Source organism: Leifsonia xyli subsp. cynodontis, from assembly GCF_050632205.1.
Classification (GTDB): domain Bacteria; phylum Actinomycetota; class Actinomycetes; order Actinomycetales; family Microbacteriaceae; genus Leifsonia; species Leifsonia xyli_D.
Map to the genome: position 1 here is coordinate 988,711 of NZ_CP192578.1, position 17,450 is coordinate 1,006,160.

Consider the following 17,450-nt stretch of genomic DNA (forward strand, 5'->3'; position numbering starts at 1 on the left):
TCCTAGACTTTCCGTCATGCGCATCGACATCGTCACGATCTTCCCGACCTTCTTCGATGTGCTCGACATCTCGCTGCTCGGCAAGGCCCGTCACTCCGGACTGATCGAGCTGGGCGTCCACGACCTGCGCAGCTTCACGCACGACCGGCACCGGACCGTCGACGACACGCCCTACGGCGGGGGAGCCGGGATGGTCATGAAGCCCGAGCCGTGGGGCGAGGCGCTCGACGGCATCCTGGAGGGGGCGGCCGACCCGGTCGTGATCTTCCCGTCACCCGCCGGCGAGGTCTTCACCCAGGCGACCGCGCGCGAGCTCGCGCAGGAGGAGCACCTGGTGTTCGGATGCGGGCGCTATGAGGGCATCGATCAGCGCGTGTTCGACGAGACCGCCTCGCGCGCTCGCGTGCGGCTGATGAGCATCGGCGACTACGTCCTCAACGGCGGCGAGGTCGCCACCATGGCGATGATCGAAGCGGTCGGCCGGCTCATCCCCGGTGTCGTCGGCAACCCCGAGAGCCTGGTGCAGGAGTCGCACGAGGACGGCCTGCTCGAGTACCCGAGCTACACCAAGCCCGCCGTGTGGCGCGGTCGCGAGGTGCCGCCGGTGCTGCTCTCCGGCAACCACGGCGCCGTGGACGCGTGGCGGCATGAGCAGCAGCTCGCCCGCACGCGCGCCGTGCGGCCCGATCTCCTGAGCTGACGTCCGCCGGCGCCGGGCGGGCGGTCTACGGGGCGGAGAGGACGAGCGGGCCGTCCTCCGTGATCGCCACGGTGTGCTCCGAGTGGGCCCCGCGCGAACCGTCCGCGCTGCGCAGCGTCCAGCCGTCGCGGTCCGTGTAGATCTCGTCCGTGGTCTCCAGGAACCACGGCTCGATCGCGACCACGAGCCCGGGCCGCAGCGGGTAGCCGCGACCGGCCCGGCCGTCGTTCGAGATGTGCGGGTCGCCGTGCATCGTCCGCCCGACGCCGTGGCCGCCGAACTGCGTGTTGATCGAGTAGCCCTCGGCGTGGGCTACGGCGGCGATCGCGGCCGAGATGTCGCCGATGCGGCCGCCCGGCTGCGCCGCCTGGATGCCCGCCGCGAGGGCCCGACGCGTGGTGTCGATGAGCCGCAGGTCCTCGTCGCGCGGGGTGCCCACCACGAGGCTGACCGCCGAGTCGGCCACCCAGCCGTCCACGGAGGCGGCGAAGTCGAGGCTCAGCAGGTCGCCGTCCTGCAGGCGGTAGTCGTGCGGCAGGCCGTGCAGCACCGCGTCGTTCACCGACGTGCAGATCACCTTGCCGAAGGGGCTGGCGCCGAACGACGGGTGGTAGTCGATGTAGCAGGACTCGGCTCCGCGCCGGCGGATCAGGTCGTGGGCGAGCGCATCCAGCTCGAGCAGGTTGACGCCGACGCGGGCGGCGGCGGCCGTCTCGGCGAGCACCTCCGCCACGAACCTCCCGGCCGGGCGCATCTGCTCGATCTCGGCGGGCGTCCTCAGCTCGATCACGGCTCTCCTCTCGACGACGTACGCGTCCAGTCTCGCAGGTGAGCGTGCGGGAAATCCGCAGCCGCAGCACAGGCACCCGCGGCTACCCTGGAAGCGTGTTCATCCGCAAGGCGTTCTACTGGTGGCTCTTCCCGTCCGCCGTGGTGCTGCCCGTCTGGCTGCTGATCGGCTGGGCGGCGTTCAACCAGGGCAGCGGGTGGACGTTCCTCGGCCTCCTGGTGATGTGCCCCATCCTGTTCGTCGGCATGCTCGTGGTCGACGGCATCCTGGTGGCCCGCAAGAGCGTCCGCGAGAGACGGGCGGTCTCCTGGTGGGATGTCGTCCTCCTCGCCGCCTGGCATCTGTCGATCATCGGCTTCGGGTTCTTCGTGCCCGGGGCGAGCGGATGGTTCGCCGTCGCCGGCATCCTGCTGTTCATCGGGATGTTCTGGCTGGCCGTGTGGGAGCTCCTGCGCGAGACGCGGGTGCGCGTACAGCAGACCTTCGCCGTCTACGAGCGGATCGCCCAGCCTCCGCAGGAGGAGGCGACGGAACGCACGACCATCGACCACGGCGAGTACATCGTCATCGAGGAGCGGACCGACCGGCCCTGACCGCGTCGCGTCCCCATGTGAGCCGCTTTGGCAAACCGGGGTCGCTCATGGCAGAATTGACCCTTGTGCCGCGGCCAGGCTCTGCCACGGGGGAGCCAGCACTTCTCGCGGACACCACTATTCGAACCCAGACGGCCGATACTCCTGATCCGGAGCCGGCCCCGAGTCCGTTCCCGACCGGTGGCGGGTACAGAGAGCGAACAGCCATGCACATCCTCGACCAGGTCGACGCCGCGTCCCTCAAGCAGGACATCCCCGCGTTCCGCGCCGGCGACACCGTCAAGGTGCACGTGAACATCATCGAGGGCAGCCGCTCTCGTATCCAGGTCTTCCAGGGCGTCGTCATCGGCCGCTCCGGCGAGGGCGTCCGCGAGACCTTCACGGTCCGCAAGGTCTCCTTCCAGGTCGGCGTCGAGCGCACGTTCCCGGTCCACTCCCCGGTCATCGACAAGATCGAGGTCGTCACCCGCGGTGACGTCCGCCGCGCGAAGCTGTACTACCTGCGCGAGCTCCGCGGCAAGAAGGCGAAGATCAAGGAGAAGCGCGAGAACTGAGCGTCCCGCCTCCAGAGCGTCCCGAGCCCCCGGTCCGATTTCGGACCGGGGGCTCGCTCGTTCCCGTGGCGGAGCGCACGCGTCGGAGCGTTTATCCTGAAACGGTCGGATGGTTCGGCGGTGGAGGTGTGACGAGCGGATGATGACCCCGGTGTCGCCGTCGCTGCGGTTCGAGAAGGCTCTCTACCGCGACGGAGTGACCTCCATCGTCGCGGTGGATGAGGTTGGCCGCGGCGCCCTCGCGGGGCCCGTCGCCGTCGGAATGGTGGTCATCGACACGGCGGTGAAGCGCATCCCGCCGGGGCTCCGCGACTCCAAACTGCTGCCGGAGCCGGTGCGCGAGTCGCTCGACCCGCTCTGCCGCAAGTGGGCCCTGCATCACGCGGTCGGGCTGGCGTCGGCCGCCGAGGTGGACTCCTCGGCATCATGCGCTGCCTGGGGCTCGCCGGCGCTCGGGCGCTCGCCCAGCTCGAGGACCAGGGCGCCGTCGTCCACGACAGCACGCTCATCCTCGACGGCAACTACGACTACCTCAACCCGGCGCTGATGCGCCCGGCCAAGGTCGTCACCCGCATCAAGGCCGACCGCGACTGCGCCTCGGTCGCGGCCGCGTCGGTCATCGCCAAGGTGCACCGTGACCGCATGATGATCGCCCACGACAGCGAGTACCCGGGGTACGGATGGGCGAGCAACAAGGGCTATTCGTCGCCCGAGCACTTCGCCGCCATCTCGGAGCTCGGGCCGAGCGCGCTCCACCGCCTCACCTGGCTCAAGCAGCCCGCTCTGATCGACGTCGTCGACTAGCCGGGCCCCATCGGTTATCCACAGATGGGGGCGGCCGACGCGCGGGCGTCGCATCCGGCATAGACTTGACGGACGATGGATGAGGACGAGTTCGACGACTACGACCGTGAGGTCGAGTTGGCTTTGTATCGCGAGTACCGGGACGTCGTCTCGCAGTTCAAGTACGTGATCGAGACGGAGCGCCGTTTCTATCTCGCGAACGAGGTGGAGTTCGTGCGGCGCGACACCGAGCACGACTTCTACTTCGAGCTGACGATGAACGACGTGTGGGTGTGGGACGTCTACCGTGCCGACCGGTTCGTGAAGTCGGTCCGCGTCCTCACGTTCAAGGACGTCAACATCGAGGAGCTCTCCTCCAAGGAGTTCGAGCTGCCCAAGGAGCTCGCGCTCGACGAGTGAGCGCGCGCTTGTGCGCGTGTGCGCGTGTGCGCTTCTGAGGTCATGACCCAGCCCTGAGGCCGGGTTGCGAATCCGCTCACACCCCGTAGCCCCGTCGTCTTCTCCACAGATTCCGGCGCCCACCACCGCTGCCTCCTCCGCCCGGCGAGGCTGATGGCGGAGGTAGACATGGCACGGAAAGACGAACTGGGTCGGCGCGGCGAGCAGGTCGCGGCCGAATGGTTGCAGCAGCGCGGGTACGCGCTGGTCGAACGGAACTGGCGCTGCCCGTCGGGCGAGCTCGATCTGATCCTGCGCGACGGAGCGACGCTGGTCTTCGCGGAGGTGAAGACCCGCTCATCCATGGAGTTCGGGCATCCCTTCGAGGCGATCACCTCGAAGAAGGCGGCCCGGCTGCGCCGTCTGGCCGCGGCGTGGTGCCGGGAGCGTGAGCCCGGATCGCCGGCGGTGCGTATCGACGCAGTGGCGGTGACGGATGCCTGGACCGCACGCCCCGTGGTCGAGCACCTGACCGGGATCGCCTGATGGCCCTCGCACGCACGTTCGCGATCGCGCTCGACGGGGTCCGGGGCCACGTCGTCGAGGTGGAGGCGGACATCTCCGCCGGGCTGCCCGCCTTCGTGCTGATCGGACTGCCCGACACGGCGCTCGGAGAGTCGCGGAAGCGTGTGGGCGCGGCGGCGGTGAACGCCGGGTGCCCGTTGACGCAGAAGAAGCTGACGGTGAATCTGTCGCCTGCCGCCCTGCCCAAGCAGGGCTCCGGCTTCGACCTGGCGATCGCGATCGCCGCCCTCGCCGCGGCGGGCACCGTCCCGGGCGAGGCGGCCGTGAAGGCGGTCCACCTGGGCGAGCTCGGGCTCGACGGCCGCCTGCGGCCGGTGCGCGGGGTGCTGCCCGCCGTGCTCGCCGCCCGCGACGCGGGATTCGCGCGGGTGCTGGTGCCGTCGGCCAACCGTGACGAGGCGAGCCTGGTCGACGGCATCGAGGTCGTCGGAGTGACCGGCCTGCGGGCTGCCGCCATCGTCCACGGCGCCGAGCTCGACCCCATCGACGAAGACCCGGTCCTGCCGGCGGCCGCGGGGGAGGCGCCTGACAGCGCGGAGCCCGACATGGCCGACGTGGCGGGCAACGCCGAGGCGGTGGAGGCGCTGGTCGCGGCCGCCGCCGGAGGGCACCACCTGTCGATGATCGGGCCGCCGGGCGCGGGGAAGACCATGCTGGCACGCCGGCTCCCGTCGCTGCTGCCCGATCTGTCGGACGCCGACGCCCTCGAGGCGACATGCATCCGCTCGCTGGCGGGGCTCGCCGTCGGGGCGTCGCTGGTCCGCCGCCCGCCGTTCGAGGCGCCCCACCACACGGCGTCCGCGGCGGCGCTCGTCGGCGGCGGGAGCGGGCGGATCAGCCCCGGAGCGATCGTGCGGGCGACCCACGGCGTGCTCTTCCTCGACGAAGCAAGCATCACCTAGATACATCGCGTCGCCCGCGACTCTTTGCCGATGGATATTCGATTTTTCGATACTGCCGCGTCGCGGGATGGCGTGACGTTCGATCACAAATTCGAGGAAACGCCGAGTGTTCGTCATCTTGTGTCGGTGGTGCGCCTTATGCTATGGCCGTCCGAAGTAAACCGAACCCGAGGAGGTTCCATGTCAGATCGGACCCGATGCCCGAAGTGTCATCGCGCGGTGGATACGCGCGGCGGCATTCTCGGTATTCACCGGAACGCGGACGGTCGCCAATGCGAGGGAGGAATGACCACGGCCGCCGCAGCAACACCTAGCACCCGAGCGGGAAGCCCTAGTCCCGCTCCGAAGGCACGTCGCCGAATCGTCGTGCCTACCTTCCGAGCGCCCCTCTCAGAGGAGGCGCTTTCGCTTTAAGTGAGGCGAAGCGGGCGGCGATCGAGGAGGACAGCAAGCGCCGCCGCCGCGAGTGGTACGCGAGGCAACGATGGAACGCCGAGCGCTGGGCGGAGCATCGAGCGTTCCTCGCCAGCGGGTACAGGACGATCGAGGAGTACCGGCTCGCGCAGGAGCGCAACGCGCGAGCGCTCGCAAGTCGTCAGGCGGCTGCTGCCAAATCGAAGGAGCTGTACGAGGCCGAGGCGGCGGCCCGGCGAGAGGCTGATCGGATTCGTTGGGAGGGCACCTTCGAGAAGCCGGAGAAGCCGATCGCGCCGACGAAGCCGATCATTTGGCGCGGAGGGTCGCCGGGGCTCAATAGGAAGAAGCGCTAGGCGCGGGAGGAGATCGGGGACCCGTTCGGCTTCGGCCGGGCGGGTCCCTTTACTGTCGGGCGGTGTCTATCCAGGGCTGGCGCTAGGGCCGTACGGTATGCGCGTAGGAGGTCAGCTATGGAGCCGATGATATTGACGCTCCTACCGGATAGTCCCGGTGAGGAGGCGCTCGTGTGGGAGGTCATGCCTCCATTTGCCGGTGTCACGCTTCCGGTGCGCGTCAGGCGGCGCATCGAGACACCCGACGGCCCGCACGTCGAGGAGTGGGAGCGGATCGAGATCACAGCACAGCGGTGCGCCGACTATCGGCTCGCGCGAATCGTGGGCGACGACTGAGCTCGGCCTGGCGCTGAAGGCGCGGAAGCGCTCCAGTCGACGCCGTTCGGCGCGTGGCCCCGGACTGGGGCGGCGGGATGCGATTCCGCGAGATCACGCGCGACGCGCCGGGGCCTCCGTAAGAGGCTTTACGCGACGCGTCTCCCGGCGCTTCCGGAACGTGTTTAACTTCTCAGGTCGGCGCCACTGGGGCGCCGGGATCGAAGGAGAAGACCGATGCTCGAAGACGCCGCAGCCGCCGTGAATGCTCTGTTCGGGGACGCGATCGACGACGTCGAATTTGCTCGCCTAGTCGACCTCGCCGTGACGGCGCGGATCGCTCGCGCAGCGTAGAGACGGCCCCGGAGTAGGACTAGTACCCCGGGACCGCGAGGCGAGCCTAGCCCGAGGCTCTGTGTGCCCCGCACAAACGAAGAAAGGCCCCCAATCGAGCTAGGAGCTCGGCCGGGGGCCTTTCGCGTCCGACGCGGGCTCAGGGCATTTGTCCAGGAGGTCTACGGCAGCGGCACGCCTGGGCGCATCGTTCGGCCGTCGCGCTTCCGTTCGCCCACAGTGCGAAGGGGGCGCCGGAAGAGACGGGCAGATTCCCACAGGACTCGGCGGCGAGCGAAGACCATGTCGCCACGAGCCCAGGCGGTGAAACGGTCGATCGTGTCCTGGTGGAATGCGAGCGCGTCGTCTCGGACTGAGGCGCTATGGTCCGGGCGGTCGCGCTGGACTTCGATCAACGCGTACTGTACGCGCTGGATTCGTCGAGCGAGCCATTGGGCCATTGCCAGGGCTGAGTTGTCAGCGAGCTGGAGCGCCGGAGGCGGAACCAGATGCCGTGAGGAGACAGAGAGCGTCGTAATCTCGGTCATGGTCTGCTGAAGTGTGCCGCCTAGGACCTCCTCGGCCCACTGCTTTCGGGCGGCGACGAGAGCGTCCTTCGACTTCCAGCGGCGGCCGAGGAGGGCGCCCCCGAAGGCGCCTATCAGGGCAAAAAGTCCCGCGATCACTGCCTCGAACATGAGCGCATCCTACTGAGGACTCACGACGCGCCGCGCCGCGACGAGGCGACGGGAGTTAGAAGCCTCAGACCCGCGCGCGCAGCGAGACGGTAGAGCGGGCCTGGCGGGTGAGTGGTCACCCCGCAGAGTCACCCTCGGACCGCATGTGCTCATCCGGGTCACCGTGCATGTCAAGGGCGTGGAAGGTCTTGACGTCACCTAGGGCTGCGAACCCAGCGAAGTCGGGGAAGAGTACGTGCGCCGAGCGGTTGTACGTCGCGTCCAGCGAGGCGAGGAGGCGCTTCTTCAGTCTTGCCGGGACGAGTATCGCGACGAAGGGTATGTAGGGTGGCTTCCCTGGACCGCGCCGCGCATTCAAAAGGTTATCCTTCAGCATCCGCGGGTCGGTCCTTTCCCACTCCACGTGGAAGCTGCGGAACGGGTCGAGCAGCCGAGAGAAGCCAGGCTTCGGAGTTGATCCCGCCACGAAGAATCCGTCTTGCGCGCTCAACCTCGCGTTGGGAACTGACGCCCGTATCACAGCAGGTGTCCCGGACTGCAGGAGTCCAGAGAGGGTCTGATGGTTGCCCGCCAGATCGCCCCAGGTTACCGGCCGGTTGTGGTCGCTGATCGTGTTGTGCTGGTCAAGCTTCGACAGGCTCAGGGCGAGCAGAACGCCAGTCTTCGTGGGTGCAGGACCATCGACCTCCGCAAACGTGTTCGGGGGTCCTGGCAAGCGAACCATAGCGCCGTCATGGGGTTGCTAGTGAAGTCCACAAGTCTCGTAGCGACGCCGTAGTGCTGCAGGTCGGCAAGCAATTCGAGGTCGCTCACCTGCCTGCCTGCAGAGATACCCAGTCCCCAGGCGCGTGCCCGAGCGAGTACATGGTCCTCTGCAGCGGCGACCGTCTCTTCGGTCGCGTTCCACGGTAGGGCACGACTGAGGGACGAGACGACGGGGAAGTCGGCAGACGACATGCCGCGCCACGCGAATGGGACGCCTTTGCTGTACACGCCGAGAGCTCCCATGAATGACATGAGTTCACGGTCAGTTTCGGGCACGACGTACCAGCCAGTGCGTCGCCATACGTTCCCTCGTGAGCCCGTCATCGTGCTCCCTCACTGATTCTGATCAGGAATGTAGCGGATGCAGAAGCGTCGGCGCGAACGGCGCTCGGCCGGTACATGCGCTTAGGATGCGGACGGAGCCGACGAAGCCGGTCGAGCGCCCCAGGGCGGCTCGGCGGACCTGTGCGAGCTCGCGGCCGGTGAGGTAGACGCCGGAAGCCTCGGTCAGGCCGATCGTGTGCTCGCCCTGCGTCTCCCGGTTGATCCCGCGGGGGTTTTCAAACTCGCGACGGGCGGCCTTCAGGGTGACGAGGAGGACGACCTTCGGAGCGTCGTCTTCCATGCCTCGGCGACGCGCGGGGGCCTCCGCGAGGACGAGCGTCGCGGCGTCGTCGAGAGCGGCCTCTGCGCGGGCGACTCCTCGTCTTCGAGCGTCCCGGCCGGGAGGCCGAGGCGCTTCTCCAGCTCCGCTAGGCTCCATCACTTAGAACGGAGCCTCATACTCCTGGTGGGCGCGCTTCAGTTCGACTGCCGTCACTCCATCCAGGTCGCGGCGGAGGCGCGCTTCTATCTCGGCGCGCTTGACGCCGGGGAGCGCCGTCATAAGCGCGCGATAGGCCGCGCGGGCCGCGCGCGCCCCTTCTCGGGGATGATCGGCGTGAAGGGCGGCGTAGTCCAGCGCGGAGTCGGTGACCGCTTGTGGGGACCATCCGGACACCGGCCGCTCGGGACGCCAGGCTGGGAGCGGCCCGGAGCGGTCTCGGGGATTCACGACGAGCAGGCCTCGCTCGGATGGGGCAGAGGTCGGGCGCCTCACTTCGCGTACCTGGCTTGCGCGGCGCGGCGCCCCCGCTCCGAGTTAGTCATGGGGCCGGCCGTTGCCGGGACGAGGCGAGCGAGGATGCTCGCGGACGCCGTCCGCGCGAGTCGAGCCTCTGCGACAGCGGGATGAACAATCGTCTGTCCGGTCGAGCCGAGGGCGACCATGCCCGCGGCGATGCTGACCTTGTCGAGGCGCTCCGCGGCGGAGTGAAGGGCTGCAGCCTGCTCCAGGGCACCGAGCTCTGCTCCGGCGAGGTCCGGGCGCTGCTCGATCACGCCCAGGAAGAGGTCGCGAGCTCCAGGTGTCCAGTCGTCGGGGAGCTCCCAATCGTCATGGGCGGGTGGATTCATGGAGAGGGCTCCTATCTAAGCGGGCACGGCTTCAGGTCCGATACGCTCGCGGCCATGCGTGAGATCAGGGATGCGGACGTGTCGGAGGTGGTCGCCGCGATAAAGACGCGGCTTCAGGACCAGCAAGCGATCATCAGGGGGCAGCACAAAAAGAGGGATCTGGACTACGTTGTCGCGTCGTTCCGATCCGAAATGGACGCTCTGTGGGCGGCTGTCGAGGTTGTGGCGCAGCGCCTCGACGGACGAGCGATCGAGGTCCGGGACTACTACACGGAGTCAGCTCGGCGACGGAAGTAGCCGAAAAACGGAGCTCTACCGGCAGCGACAGGCAGACGCTATGCCGAACCGGTAGGGAGGGCAGGGGGTGGGGGAGTCACCCCCCAGGTCGCCGAGCTCGTCAGCGATCCGCCGAGGCCCTCGCGTCGAATGCGAGGGCCTCAGTCGGCGTGCTAGTCGTCGAGGCGCTTCGGCCGCCGCTGCGCCGGTCGGTGGCCTTCGGCGTAGGCGAGGACAGGACGATGGGATCGCGCGGGGAGGAACGTTCCGCACCCGTCGCCGCAGGAGACGAGATAGGTCGCGCGTGTGGGCGTGCGCGGCGCGGCGGTTGGACGTGGCGCATCGTCGGGCTTCGGTTCGGCTGCGAGCACGGCAGCCAACACCTGCGCGCGGAGGTTGACCTCCAGCACGGCGGTTCGCTCCTCGACGCTCAGGGCGGCGAATTCCTGTCGGGTGTGCGGTGAGGTCAGTCGCTGGGGGGCCCGACGCGCGTTGACGTTCTCGGCGAAGAACCCGAGGCGCGCAACCTCTCTGCGGGAGCGCTGCTTGACGCGCTTCTTCTGCGCGTCCGTCAGCTCGATCTGGGTTGTCGTCATTCGTTGCGAGTCTCCAGCTCGCGATCTCGGCCTATCGCGCCGAGATCGGTAGGGGTTGTGCGGGCCTGGCCGGGGCGCGGCGGGCGGCCCGTCGGCTAAGCGCCGAGGATGTAGCGCCAGGCGGCGACCGTGAGGGCCGCGAGGCCGGAAAGGCTGGCCGTAGCGAAGAGGCCCAGGGTCAGCGCGATCCCGGCCGCCCGGCCGATCAGGTAGGCGCGCGTCCGCGTGCGGACGTCGCACGCGCCGCGGGTGATCTAGCCGAAGCGGGCGTCGACCTCGTCGTCCCTCACAGGTCGTTCTCGTCGAGCCAGGGGATCGGCTCGGCGCCGCCCTCGAAGGTGTCTCCGTCGGCGAAGACCGCGTCGACGTAGAGTGTGCCGTCGACGAGGAGATGCGTCTCGATCATCGGCGGACCGCCTTCGCGATCGCGTGCGCCTCGGCGAGGTCGGCGGCGTTCGCCTTCTCGTCGGCGAAGAGCTGCGTCAAGGCGTCGGCTGGCGTGAGGTCGAGTCGACGCGCGGCGCTCTCGACGTGACGCCGAGAGCGGGAGTCGAGCTCCTCCAGCCGGTTAGGGATCGGGGAAGCGGCGGCGACGTCGCTCACGAGCTGCGAGATCAGGGCGGGGCCGGGCATCACGCCTCCTTCGTGAGGGCGTCGAGATCGAAGCCGTCGATCCGGGCGGCGAAGTACTGCTCGACGTTGGAGCGCTCGCCGCTCGGCCCGAGATTCGAGCGGAGTCGCGCGGTCCAGGGGCGACCGGGCGAGCCCGCCGCCTCGTGGGCGCGGTCGCGGGAGTCGAGCGCGGCGGCGAGGGTCTTCCAGGCTTCGGCGGCCTTCTCGTGCTGCTCGATCGCGACCGGGACGGCAACGGCGGTGAGCTGCGCGCGGTGCGTCGGTTCCCAGGTCAGGTCGTCGTAGCGCTTCAGCGCGGCGAGGGCGCGGCGGCTCTGCGCACGGGTCGCCTGCTCGGCCTGCTGATAGGCGAACTCGCGGGCGGCGAAGTCCTCGGGCGAGACGCTCGCCGTGCGAGTGTTGCTCGGCCCCTGGCGGAGCTCTGCGAGGGCCTTCCCTGCCGCACGCTCGGCGGCGGCGAGCTCGACGCCCTCCGCGTTCTCGGCCAGCCACGCGCGGCGGGCGGTCGCGAGTGCCGGGACGGCCTCGACGAGCGCCGCGTCCGGCTCGGTCGACGCGAAGACGAAGCGGGCGGTCCCGCCTCCGGTCGTGTAACGGGTGTGGTCGTCACTGGGCTTTGCAGTCATGGGCTTCCTATCTGTTGAGCCGTCGCGCGGGTCGCGGCGGCGCGGGAGTCACTGAGGGAGGACGCGCTGTGCTTCGTCGAGGATCGCGTCGAGCTCGGCCTCGGGGGCGCCGTCGATCACGGCGCGGGTCAGGCGGGCGAGGAGCTCGGCGCCGAGGCGGCCCTGTTCGAAGAGGAGCGCCAGTGCGCCCCGCGGCATGCCGAGCCGCAGAAGCGCGCGTCGGAGCGCGATGCGTCGAAGTCGGAGCGGCACTGGGCGCAGGTCGTCGTGAATGACACGGGGCCTCCTAGAAGGGTTCGAACTCTTATAGGGCAAAGAAGAAGCGGCCCGTCGATCGCCGACGAGCCGAAGAGGGAGGGCGCGTGCGCCTCCGCATGCGGAGGGTCCCGGAGCACGCGCCCAGCGCGAGGCCACTCGCGCATGTTCCGCCACTCAGAGGGCGGCGATGCGGCGCCATTGCCGCGGGCGTGCGAGATAGGAGCGCACGCCGAGGGGGCTAGAGGCCTCAATAGTAGAGAGGGCCAGCTCTACCTCTCACAGATAGAGAGGGCCAGCCCTACGCCTGAGGGGCGCGGCCGCGTCGCGGGAGCCCCACCTACTGAGAGGGCCGGGACGGCCGAACGGCTCGGCCGGATTCGGCGTGCGCCGGGGCCTGGCAGAATCCCGCATGACGGAATGACGGAAGTTTCGTCATTCTCCTATCCATGTACTAGAGCTCTCTCTCTAGTAGGTAGATAGGAGAATGACGAAACTTCCGTCATTCCGTCATGCCTAGCGAGCCGTGCAGCGTTTACACGGCCCATTCCGGCGCCCGCACCCCCGGCGCCGGGCTGTGCTAGCGAAGCGCGCCGGGATCGCTTCGGACGAAGATCGCCCCGCGGGCGCCGAGCGGTGCAACTTCGGCGCAGGCGTGTCGGGCTCTTCTCAGGCGAGCCGGAGCTTCACAGCGCCCGCGGCCTCCTCGGCCAGCGGAGGCCGCTCACTCTCGAAGCCGTAGTCCGCATTCCAGAGAAGGCGCACCCGGTCGCCGTCGAGCGGCGCCCTCATGCCGGTGCGGGCGGCGCGCTCGACGAAGACGCCGGTCACGACCTGCCGAAGATGGTCGCGGCGCCCGTCGATATCGTCGCCGAGCTCCGCCCACACTTCGGCGAGGGTGCGGCCAGTAGGTCGGAGCTCGACCTCGGTCGAGCTGGGGAGCTCACGAAGGGCAGCTCTGCGGGCCTTCAGCGCGTCGAGCTGGCGCGACAGGCTCGCGAGGTTGGCGCCGTCGCGCGCCATAGCGCCTAGGACGTCCTCGATCGCCTGCTTCACGTCGCGCGCCTCCTGGGCGACGTCGGGCGCTATGACGCGTTCGATGCGCTCTAGCTCCGGCTGGGCTCCGGCCGCCGCGAGGAAGGCGCCCTCGACGTAGTCCTCCAGTCGGTCGACGCGGACAGTCGCCGGGGCGGGGCAGGGCGAAAGGGCGTTCCCCTTCTCGGCGCAACGAAAGAAGAGCTCGTCGACGCCTTTACGGCTTCGCTTCTGCGCGTAGAGCTTGCCGCCGCATCCGGCGCAGCGGGCGACATTCGTCAGCCAGGAGACGGTCCGGCGCGGCTGGACGCGGCCAACGCGAGGGAGGCGCGCCTGGAGCTGGGCGTAGGTGTCGAAGTCGAGGATCGGCTCCCAGCGTTGGATCGGGAGCCCGGCGTCGTCGACGACCGTTCGCGTTTCCACCTTCGGGCGACCGTCGGACCCGATGATCGGCTCGCCGTCGGCGCCTCGGACGGCTTGCTTCTGCGTCGTCCGGCCGATCAGCGTCTCGGACTTCCATAGGTTCCGGACGGTCGTCACGCGCCATGCCCCACGGTCGAGTCCGTCCGTCGGCGAGCCAGCCTGCCGCGCACGCCGAGCTGCGCTCTGGGGAGTGGGGACGCCTTCCGCGTCGAGCCACTTCGTCGCACTAGAGAGCGTCTCGCCAGCGACCAGGCGGGCCGCGACCTCCCGCACGAAATGGGCCTCGTAGTCGTCGACGGCGAGCGCCTTTCCGGCGCCGTGGGGGTTCGTCACAGGACGGTATCCGAACGGCGCCCGACCGCCGAGGAAGCGCTGGTCCTCCGGGGCTGTCTTGCTCAGGTGCGCCGCTCGCGCGGCCTGGATGCGCGCCGAAGTGTTTTCGGCTTCCATCGCGGCGACCTCGGCGAGGACAGATGCGATGATTCGCCACGCGGGCTGGTCGGAGCGGAGCCCGTCCTTCTTCGCCCAGAAGAGGGCGCCGCGGCGCTCGTCCAGGACCCCGATCAGGTCCGCCACGGCGGGGAGGCCCTGCCGACTCCAGCGGTCGAACGCCCAGACAAGAAGGGTGTCGGCGGCTCCGGACCGAAGCATGTCCAGGGCGCGCCGCTGCTCGGGACGCTCGCGGCGTCCGCTCTTGCCGTCGTCGGGAACGACCTCGACGACTTCCCAGCCCTGCTCCTCGCAGAGCTTGACGAGCTCCGCCTGTTGCCGTTCGAGCGAGACGCTCTCCTCGGTAGTGCGGCTAATGCGGCAGTAGAGGACGGCGCGGCGGGCTGGACGAGTCATACTGGAAGTGTATCTAGGTGACACTCGACGAGGCCGCGGAGTTCCCGCCATCCGTGCTCGACGCGCTGCGGCAGCCGCTCGAGAACGGCAGCATCACGATCCACCGGGCCAGCGGCGCCGCCACCTTCCCGGCGAGGTTCCAGCTCGTGCTCGCCTCCAACCCCTGTCCGTGCGGGCATTACGGGTCGCACGACGCCGAGTGCACATGCTCGCCGACCGCACGGCGGCGGTACGGTGCGCGGATGTCCGGCCCGCTCATCGACCGCGTGGACATCCATCTCAGCGTCCGGCGGCTCGGGCTGGCGGCGCTGCGGACGGCGGCGGAGCGGAAAGGGTCGGGCGGAACCAGCGTCGAACTGCGCGAGCGCGTGGTGAAGGCCCGCGCGCGGGCGGCGAAGCGCCTCGAGGGCACCGGGTGGGAGCGCAACGCGGATGTCGCTGGCGCGTGGCTACGAACCGGCACGCATCGGCTCGGCGCCACGGCCATCGCGCCGCTCGACCGTGCGCTCGAACGCGGAATGATCACCATGCGCGGATACGACCGCACGCTGCGGCTGGCCTGGACGCTCGCCGACCTCGATGGTGCCCCCTCGCCCGACGTCGACCACGTGGGTCGTGCCCTGTTCCTGCGACGCGGGATCGCGGCATGAGCGAGGCGTGCGAGCGGTGCGACGTCGCCCGGTACGCCGGGCGCCCGGGGTGCGGCTGGCCCGCCGCGGCTTCTCCGTCGACGGGTACCCCTTCTGTCTCGCCCGCTACCGGGGTGCCCGGAATCGACCGCCGCGAGATCGAGCGGCTGCTCCGGCCGGTGAGCCCCGCAGGCGACCACTCCCTCGATGGGCTCGCCGAGGTGCGCTTCGCACGGGCGGCCCTGAGCACGGCGATCGAGCCCGGTGACCTGGAGGCCGGGCGGCTCGTCGAACTGCTGGGGCCGGTGGCTCTGCTGCGGGCGATCGTGGAGGGTGTCGATGCGGCACTCCTCCTGAAGCAGCTCGCAGGATCGGACGGAGACGACCTGAGCGATGTGCAGCGTCTCGAGGCCGGTGGCGCCGCCCGACCGGATGGACCCGCTCCGTCCGAGCGCACCTCGGCACCAGCCGGCGGGTCTCCGACAGCTGCGCGCGGGGGGCGTCGGCTCGCCGAGGCGTTCGCTCGCTGGCGCCCGCGGCTGTCGCTCGGCGAATCCGTGCGTGCGCTGGAGCGGTCGGCGCGGATCGGAGCCCGGTTGCTCACCCCGGAGTCCTCCTCCTGGCCGGAGGGTTTCGCGTCGCTCGACGACGGGCCGCCGCTGTCCCTCTGGGTGCGGGGCGACCCGAGTCGGCTGGAACGACTCGATCGCTCCATCGCCCTGGTGGGAGCCCGCGCGTCTTCCGGGTACGGCGAGCACGTCGCGATGGAGAGCGCGGCCGGCCTGGCCGACCGTGGCTTCGCGGTCGTATCAGGAGGCGCCTACGGCATCGACGCCGCCGCGCACCGGGCGACGCTGGCGAGCGGAGGCCTGACGGTCGCCTTCCTGGCAGGGGGAGCGGACCGCCTGTATCCCGCAGGCAACAGCGAGCTGCTCAGACGGATCGCGTCCGACGGCGTGCTGGCGGCCGAGCTTCCGCCCGGCTCGGCGCCCACCCGATGGCGGTTCCTCATGCGCAACAGGCTCATCGCCGCAGCGGCGAGCGCGACGGTCGTCGTCGAGGCGGGGCACCGGTCGGGGTCGCTGAACACCGCGGGGCATGCGGCGCAGATGGGGCGCCCGCTCGGAGCGGTGCCCGGCAGCATCCTCTCGCCCTCATCCGCGGGCTGTCATCGGCTGATCCGGGAGTACGCGGCGACGTGCGTCACGACCACCGAGGAGATGGCCGAGCTGGCCGACCGCATGGGGTCCGGGCCCGGGCGAGACCCGGATCCGGCACCGCAGGCGGACGCGCTCGAGAGTGGGCCTCAGGGTGTCGAGCACGCGGTCGTCTCGACGCTCGCCCGGGCCCGTGGGGTCAGCGCCGATGAGATCGCCGCTCGCTCCTCGCTTCCTTTCTCGACGGTCGCCGCCGTGCTGGGTCGCCTCGATCTGGCCGGCCGCGCGCGGGAGAGTGCAGGAGGGTGGACGCTCATCGAGAAGAAGTGCCTCTAGTGTCCGGCCGGCCGCGCGTCGCTATCCGGCCTCGGCGGTCCGCAGGGCGAAGCTGGTCGGGTGAAGCTGACCGCCGCCATCGAGGAGTACGAGCGCCACCTGCGGGTGGAGCGCGGGTACTCGCCCCAGACGGTCCGCGCCTACCGCGCCGACCTGACGGCGCTCGCCGCATTCGCCGGCGAGCGGGGTGTGGAAGCGGCGGCGGGGCTGACGCTCGATCTCTACCGCGACTGGCTGTGGGACGGCTCGCAGCGGGGGCTGGCGAAGTCGACTCTTGCTCGGCGTTCGGCGTCCGCCCGCGGGTTCAGCGCGTGGCTGGCCCGCTCGGCGGTCGCTGCGACCGAGGACCCGGCGGCGCGGCTGCGCGCGCCCAAGGCGGACAAGACCCTGCCGCGCGTCATCACGCGTGAGCAGATGGACGGCATCCTCGAGCGGCTGGCGGCACGGGCCGACGACGGCGACCCGACGGCGCTGCGAGACGTCGCTGTCGTGGAACTGCTGTACGCGGCCGGCATCCGCGTGTCCGAACTCACCGGGCTCGACGTCGACGACGTCGATCTGCAGCGGTTGACGGTACGGGTCGTCGGCAAGGGGTCCAAAGAGAGAGTCGTGCCGTTCGGGGTTCCGGCCCTGCGGGCGGTGAAGGGGTGGCTCGACGGCGGGAGGCCGCGGTTCGCTGTCGCACGCTCCGGGCCGGCGCTGTTCCTCGGGTCCCGCGGAGCACGGCTGGGAAGCCGTGCCGTGTACGAGCTGGTCGCCGGACTGCTCGCCGACGTCCCGGGCCGCGGCCCCTCGGGGCCGCACGCGCTCCGCCACACGGCGGCCACGCACCTGCTCGACGGGGGAGCGGACCTGCGTGCGGTGCAGGAGCTCCTCGGCCACGCCAGCCTCGGAACGACCCAGATCTACACGCACGTCTCCACCGAACGCCTCAAGGAGGCCTATCGCATCGCGCACCCCCGCGCCTGATCCGCCCGCCTGATCCGCCGCCTGATC

General features: G+C 70.0%; 22 protein-coding genes and 1 pseudogene. 12 read left to right on the forward strand and 11 right to left on the reverse strand.

Annotated elements, in window-relative coordinates:
* Positions 1-16: 16 nt before the first annotated feature.
* Complete coding sequence (gene trmD / locus ACQ86M_RS04915; RefSeq protein ID WP_431247257.1) at positions 17-700, forward strand: tRNA (guanosine(37)-N1)-methyltransferase TrmD; 684 nt, start codon at positions 17-19, stop codon at positions 698-700.
* 25 nt (positions 701-725) lie between these two features.
* On the opposite strand, the gene map is transcribed toward trmD, so the two are convergent.
* Positions 726-1,490, reverse strand: a complete 765-nt coding sequence (gene map / locus ACQ86M_RS04920; protein ID WP_431247258.1) for a type I methionyl aminopeptidase — start codon at positions 1,488-1,490, stop codon at positions 726-728.
* A gap of 38 nt (positions 1,491-1,528) precedes the next feature.
* Between map and ACQ86M_RS04925 the strand changes: the two genes are divergently transcribed.
* From ACQ86M_RS04925 to ACQ86M_RS04950, 6 genes and pseudogenes are all read left to right on the forward strand, one after another.
* A complete protein-coding gene (locus ACQ86M_RS04925; protein WP_431247259.1) occupies positions 1,529-2,083 on the forward strand; it encodes a hypothetical protein in 555 nt (184 codons plus the stop codon).
* Between the two features lie 206 nt (positions 2,084-2,289).
* The gene (gene rplS / locus ACQ86M_RS04930) at positions 2,290-2,637 is read left to right on the forward strand and encodes a 50S ribosomal protein L19 (RefSeq protein ID WP_175337439.1); all 348 of its coding nucleotides are present in this window, start codon (positions 2,290-2,292) and stop codon (positions 2,635-2,637) included.
* A gap of 142 nt (positions 2,638-2,779) precedes the next feature.
* A pseudogene (locus ACQ86M_RS04935) lies at positions 2,780-3,441 on the forward strand (ribonuclease HII).
* A 75-nt stretch (positions 3,442-3,516) separates the two neighbouring features.
* Positions 3,517-3,840, forward strand: a complete 324-nt coding sequence (locus ACQ86M_RS04940) for a DUF2469 family protein (protein ID WP_018190696.1) — start codon at positions 3,517-3,519, stop codon at positions 3,838-3,840.
* A gap of 168 nt (positions 3,841-4,008) precedes the next feature.
* Positions 4,009-4,365: a YraN family protein gene (locus ACQ86M_RS04945; protein ID WP_431247260.1), complete on the forward strand. Its 357-nt coding sequence runs from the start codon at positions 4,009-4,011 to the stop codon at positions 4,363-4,365.
* The gene (locus tag ACQ86M_RS04950; protein ID WP_431247261.1) at positions 4,365-5,306 is read left to right on the forward strand and encodes an ATP-binding protein; all 942 of its coding nucleotides are present in this window, start codon (positions 4,365-4,367) and stop codon (positions 5,304-5,306) included. The genes ACQ86M_RS04945 and ACQ86M_RS04950 overlap by 1 nt, the downstream gene beginning before the upstream one ends.
* Before the next feature lie 595 nt (positions 5,307-5,901).
* On the opposite strand, the gene ACQ86M_RS04955 is transcribed toward ACQ86M_RS04950, so the two are convergent.
* Positions 5,902-6,033, reverse strand: coding sequence for a hypothetical protein (locus tag ACQ86M_RS04955; protein ID WP_431247262.1), 132 nt, complete (start codon positions 6,031-6,033; stop codon positions 5,902-5,904).
* Positions 6,034-6,193: 160 nt separating this feature from the next.
* Here ACQ86M_RS04955 and ACQ86M_RS04960 point away from each other — a divergent pair, with 160 nt between their 5' ends.
* Positions 6,194-6,412, forward strand: coding sequence for a hypothetical protein (locus ACQ86M_RS04960; protein WP_431247263.1), 219 nt, complete (start codon positions 6,194-6,196; stop codon positions 6,410-6,412).
* Positions 6,413-6,906: 494 nt separating this feature from the next.
* On the opposite strand, the gene ACQ86M_RS04965 is transcribed toward ACQ86M_RS04960, so the two are convergent.
* From ACQ86M_RS04965 to ACQ86M_RS04980, 4 genes are all read right to left on the reverse strand, one after another.
* On the reverse strand, positions 6,907-7,422 hold the full coding sequence (locus ACQ86M_RS04965) for a hypothetical protein (RefSeq protein ID WP_431247264.1): 516 nt from the start codon (positions 7,420-7,422) through the stop codon (positions 6,907-6,909).
* A gap of 115 nt (positions 7,423-7,537) precedes the next feature.
* The gene (locus tag ACQ86M_RS04970) at positions 7,538-8,137 is read right to left on the reverse strand and encodes a hypothetical protein (RefSeq protein ID WP_431247928.1); all 600 of its coding nucleotides are present in this window, start codon (positions 8,135-8,137) and stop codon (positions 7,538-7,540) included.
* The gene (locus ACQ86M_RS04975) at positions 8,062-8,511 is read right to left on the reverse strand and encodes an FRG domain-containing protein (RefSeq protein WP_431247265.1); all 450 of its coding nucleotides are present in this window, start codon (positions 8,509-8,511) and stop codon (positions 8,062-8,064) included. The genes ACQ86M_RS04970 and ACQ86M_RS04975 overlap by 76 nt, the downstream gene beginning before the upstream one ends.
* 22 nt (positions 8,512-8,533) lie before the next feature.
* Positions 8,534-8,812 carry a hypothetical protein gene (locus tag ACQ86M_RS04980; RefSeq protein ID WP_431247266.1) on the reverse strand — a complete coding sequence of 93 codons (279 nt, stop codon included), beginning with the start codon at positions 8,810-8,812 and terminating at the stop codon, positions 8,534-8,536.
* A gap of 605 nt (positions 8,813-9,417) precedes the next feature.
* On the opposite strand from ACQ86M_RS04980, the gene ACQ86M_RS04985 reads away from it, so the two are divergent.
* Positions 9,418-9,939, forward strand: coding sequence for a hypothetical protein (locus ACQ86M_RS04985; protein WP_431247267.1), 522 nt, complete (start codon positions 9,418-9,420; stop codon positions 9,937-9,939).
* Positions 9,940-10,091: 152 nt separating this feature from the next.
* On the opposite strand, the gene ACQ86M_RS04990 is transcribed toward ACQ86M_RS04985, so the two are convergent.
* The 5 genes from ACQ86M_RS04990 to ACQ86M_RS05010 all read right to left on the reverse strand — a co-directional run bounded on the left by ACQ86M_RS04990 (position 10,092) and on the right by ACQ86M_RS05010 (position 14,332).
* Positions 10,092-10,514: a hypothetical protein gene (locus ACQ86M_RS04990; protein ID WP_431247268.1), complete on the reverse strand. Its 423-nt coding sequence runs from the start codon at positions 10,512-10,514 to the stop codon at positions 10,092-10,094.
* A 402-nt stretch (positions 10,515-10,916) separates the two neighbouring features.
* A complete protein-coding gene (locus ACQ86M_RS04995) occupies positions 10,917-11,147 on the reverse strand; it encodes a hypothetical protein (RefSeq protein ID WP_431247269.1) in 231 nt (76 codons plus the stop codon).
* A complete protein-coding gene (locus ACQ86M_RS05000) occupies positions 11,147-11,773 on the reverse strand; it encodes a hypothetical protein (RefSeq protein WP_431247270.1) in 627 nt (208 codons plus the stop codon). Before ACQ86M_RS05000 ends, ACQ86M_RS04995 begins: the two co-directional genes overlap by 1 nt.
* A gap of 48 nt (positions 11,774-11,821) precedes the next feature.
* Complete coding sequence (locus ACQ86M_RS05005) at positions 11,822-11,971, reverse strand: hypothetical protein (RefSeq protein WP_431247271.1); 150 nt, start codon at positions 11,969-11,971, stop codon at positions 11,822-11,824.
* Between the two features lie 726 nt (positions 11,972-12,697).
* The gene (locus ACQ86M_RS05010; RefSeq protein ID WP_431247272.1) at positions 12,698-14,332 is read right to left on the reverse strand and encodes a recombinase family protein; all 1,635 of its coding nucleotides are present in this window, start codon (positions 14,330-14,332) and stop codon (positions 12,698-12,700) included.
* 17 nt (positions 14,333-14,349) lie between these two features.
* Between ACQ86M_RS05010 and ACQ86M_RS05015 the strand changes: the two genes are divergently transcribed.
* The 3 genes from ACQ86M_RS05015 to ACQ86M_RS05025 all read left to right on the forward strand — a co-directional run bounded on the left by ACQ86M_RS05015 (position 14,350) and on the right by ACQ86M_RS05025 (position 17,423).
* Positions 14,350-14,982, forward strand: a complete 633-nt coding sequence (locus tag ACQ86M_RS05015) for an ATP-binding protein (protein WP_431247273.1) — start codon at positions 14,350-14,352, stop codon at positions 14,980-14,982.
* A 113-nt stretch (positions 14,983-15,095) separates the two neighbouring features.
* Entirely contained in the window at positions 15,096-16,454 is a 1,359-nt protein-coding gene (dprA, locus tag ACQ86M_RS05020; protein ID WP_431247274.1) for a DNA-processing protein DprA, read from the forward strand.
* 60 nt (positions 16,455-16,514) lie between these two features.
* Positions 16,515-17,423 carry a tyrosine recombinase XerC gene (locus ACQ86M_RS05025; protein WP_431247275.1) on the forward strand — a complete coding sequence of 303 codons (909 nt, stop codon included), beginning with the start codon at positions 16,515-16,517 and terminating at the stop codon, positions 17,421-17,423.
* Positions 17,424-17,450 lie beyond the last annotated feature (27 nt).

Excerpts from the sequence above, each read along its gene's own strand:
- trmD (WP_431247257.1), top strand. The coding sequence starts at position 17 with ATGCGCATCGACATCGTCACGATCTTCCCGACCTTCTTCGATGTGCTC.
- rplS (WP_175337439.1), top strand. The coding sequence starts at position 2,290 with ATGCACATCCTCGACCAGGTCGACGCCGCGTCCCTCAAGCAGGACATC.
- ACQ86M_RS04940 (WP_018190696.1), top strand. The coding sequence starts at position 3,517 with ATGGATGAGGACGAGTTCGACGACTACGACCGTGAGGTCGAGTTGGCT.
- ACQ86M_RS04945 (WP_431247260.1), top strand. The coding sequence starts at position 4,009 with ATGGCACGGAAAGACGAACTGGGTCGGCGCGGCGAGCAGGTCGCGGCC.
- ACQ86M_RS04950 (WP_431247261.1), top strand. The coding sequence starts at position 4,365 with ATGGCCCTCGCACGCACGTTCGCGATCGCGCTCGACGGGGTCCGGGGC.
- ACQ86M_RS04955 (WP_431247262.1), bottom strand. The coding sequence starts at position 6,033 with ATGATCGGCTTCGTCGGCGCGATCGGCTTCTCCGGCTTCTCGAAGGTG.
- ACQ86M_RS04960 (WP_431247263.1), top strand. The coding sequence starts at position 6,194 with ATGGAGCCGATGATATTGACGCTCCTACCGGATAGTCCCGGTGAGGAG.
- ACQ86M_RS04965 (WP_431247264.1), bottom strand. The coding sequence starts at position 7,422 with ATGTTCGAGGCAGTGATCGCGGGACTTTTTGCCCTGATAGGCGCCTTC.
- ACQ86M_RS04975 (WP_431247265.1), bottom strand. The coding sequence starts at position 8,511 with ATGACGGGCTCACGAGGGAACGTATGGCGACGCACTGGCTGGTACGTC.
- ACQ86M_RS04980 (WP_431247266.1), bottom strand. The coding sequence starts at position 8,812 with ATGGAAGACGACGCTCCGAAGGTCGTCCTCCTCGTCACCCTGAAGGCC.
- ACQ86M_RS04985 (WP_431247267.1), top strand. The coding sequence starts at position 9,418 with ATGAACAATCGTCTGTCCGGTCGAGCCGAGGGCGACCATGCCCGCGGC.
- ACQ86M_RS04990 (WP_431247268.1), bottom strand. The coding sequence starts at position 10,514 with ATGACGACAACCCAGATCGAGCTGACGGACGCGCAGAAGAAGCGCGTC.
- ACQ86M_RS04995 (WP_431247269.1), bottom strand. The coding sequence starts at position 11,147 with ATGCCCGGCCCCGCCCTGATCTCGCAGCTCGTGAGCGACGTCGCCGCC.
- ACQ86M_RS05000 (WP_431247270.1), bottom strand. The coding sequence starts at position 11,773 with ATGACTGCAAAGCCCAGTGACGACCACACCCGTTACACGACCGGAGGC.
- ACQ86M_RS05005 (WP_431247271.1), bottom strand. The coding sequence starts at position 11,971 with ATGCCGCGGGGCGCACTGGCGCTCCTCTTCGAACAGGGCCGCCTCGGC.
- ACQ86M_RS05010 (WP_431247272.1), bottom strand. The coding sequence starts at position 14,332 with ATGACTCGTCCAGCCCGCCGCGCCGTCCTCTACTGCCGCATTAGCCGC.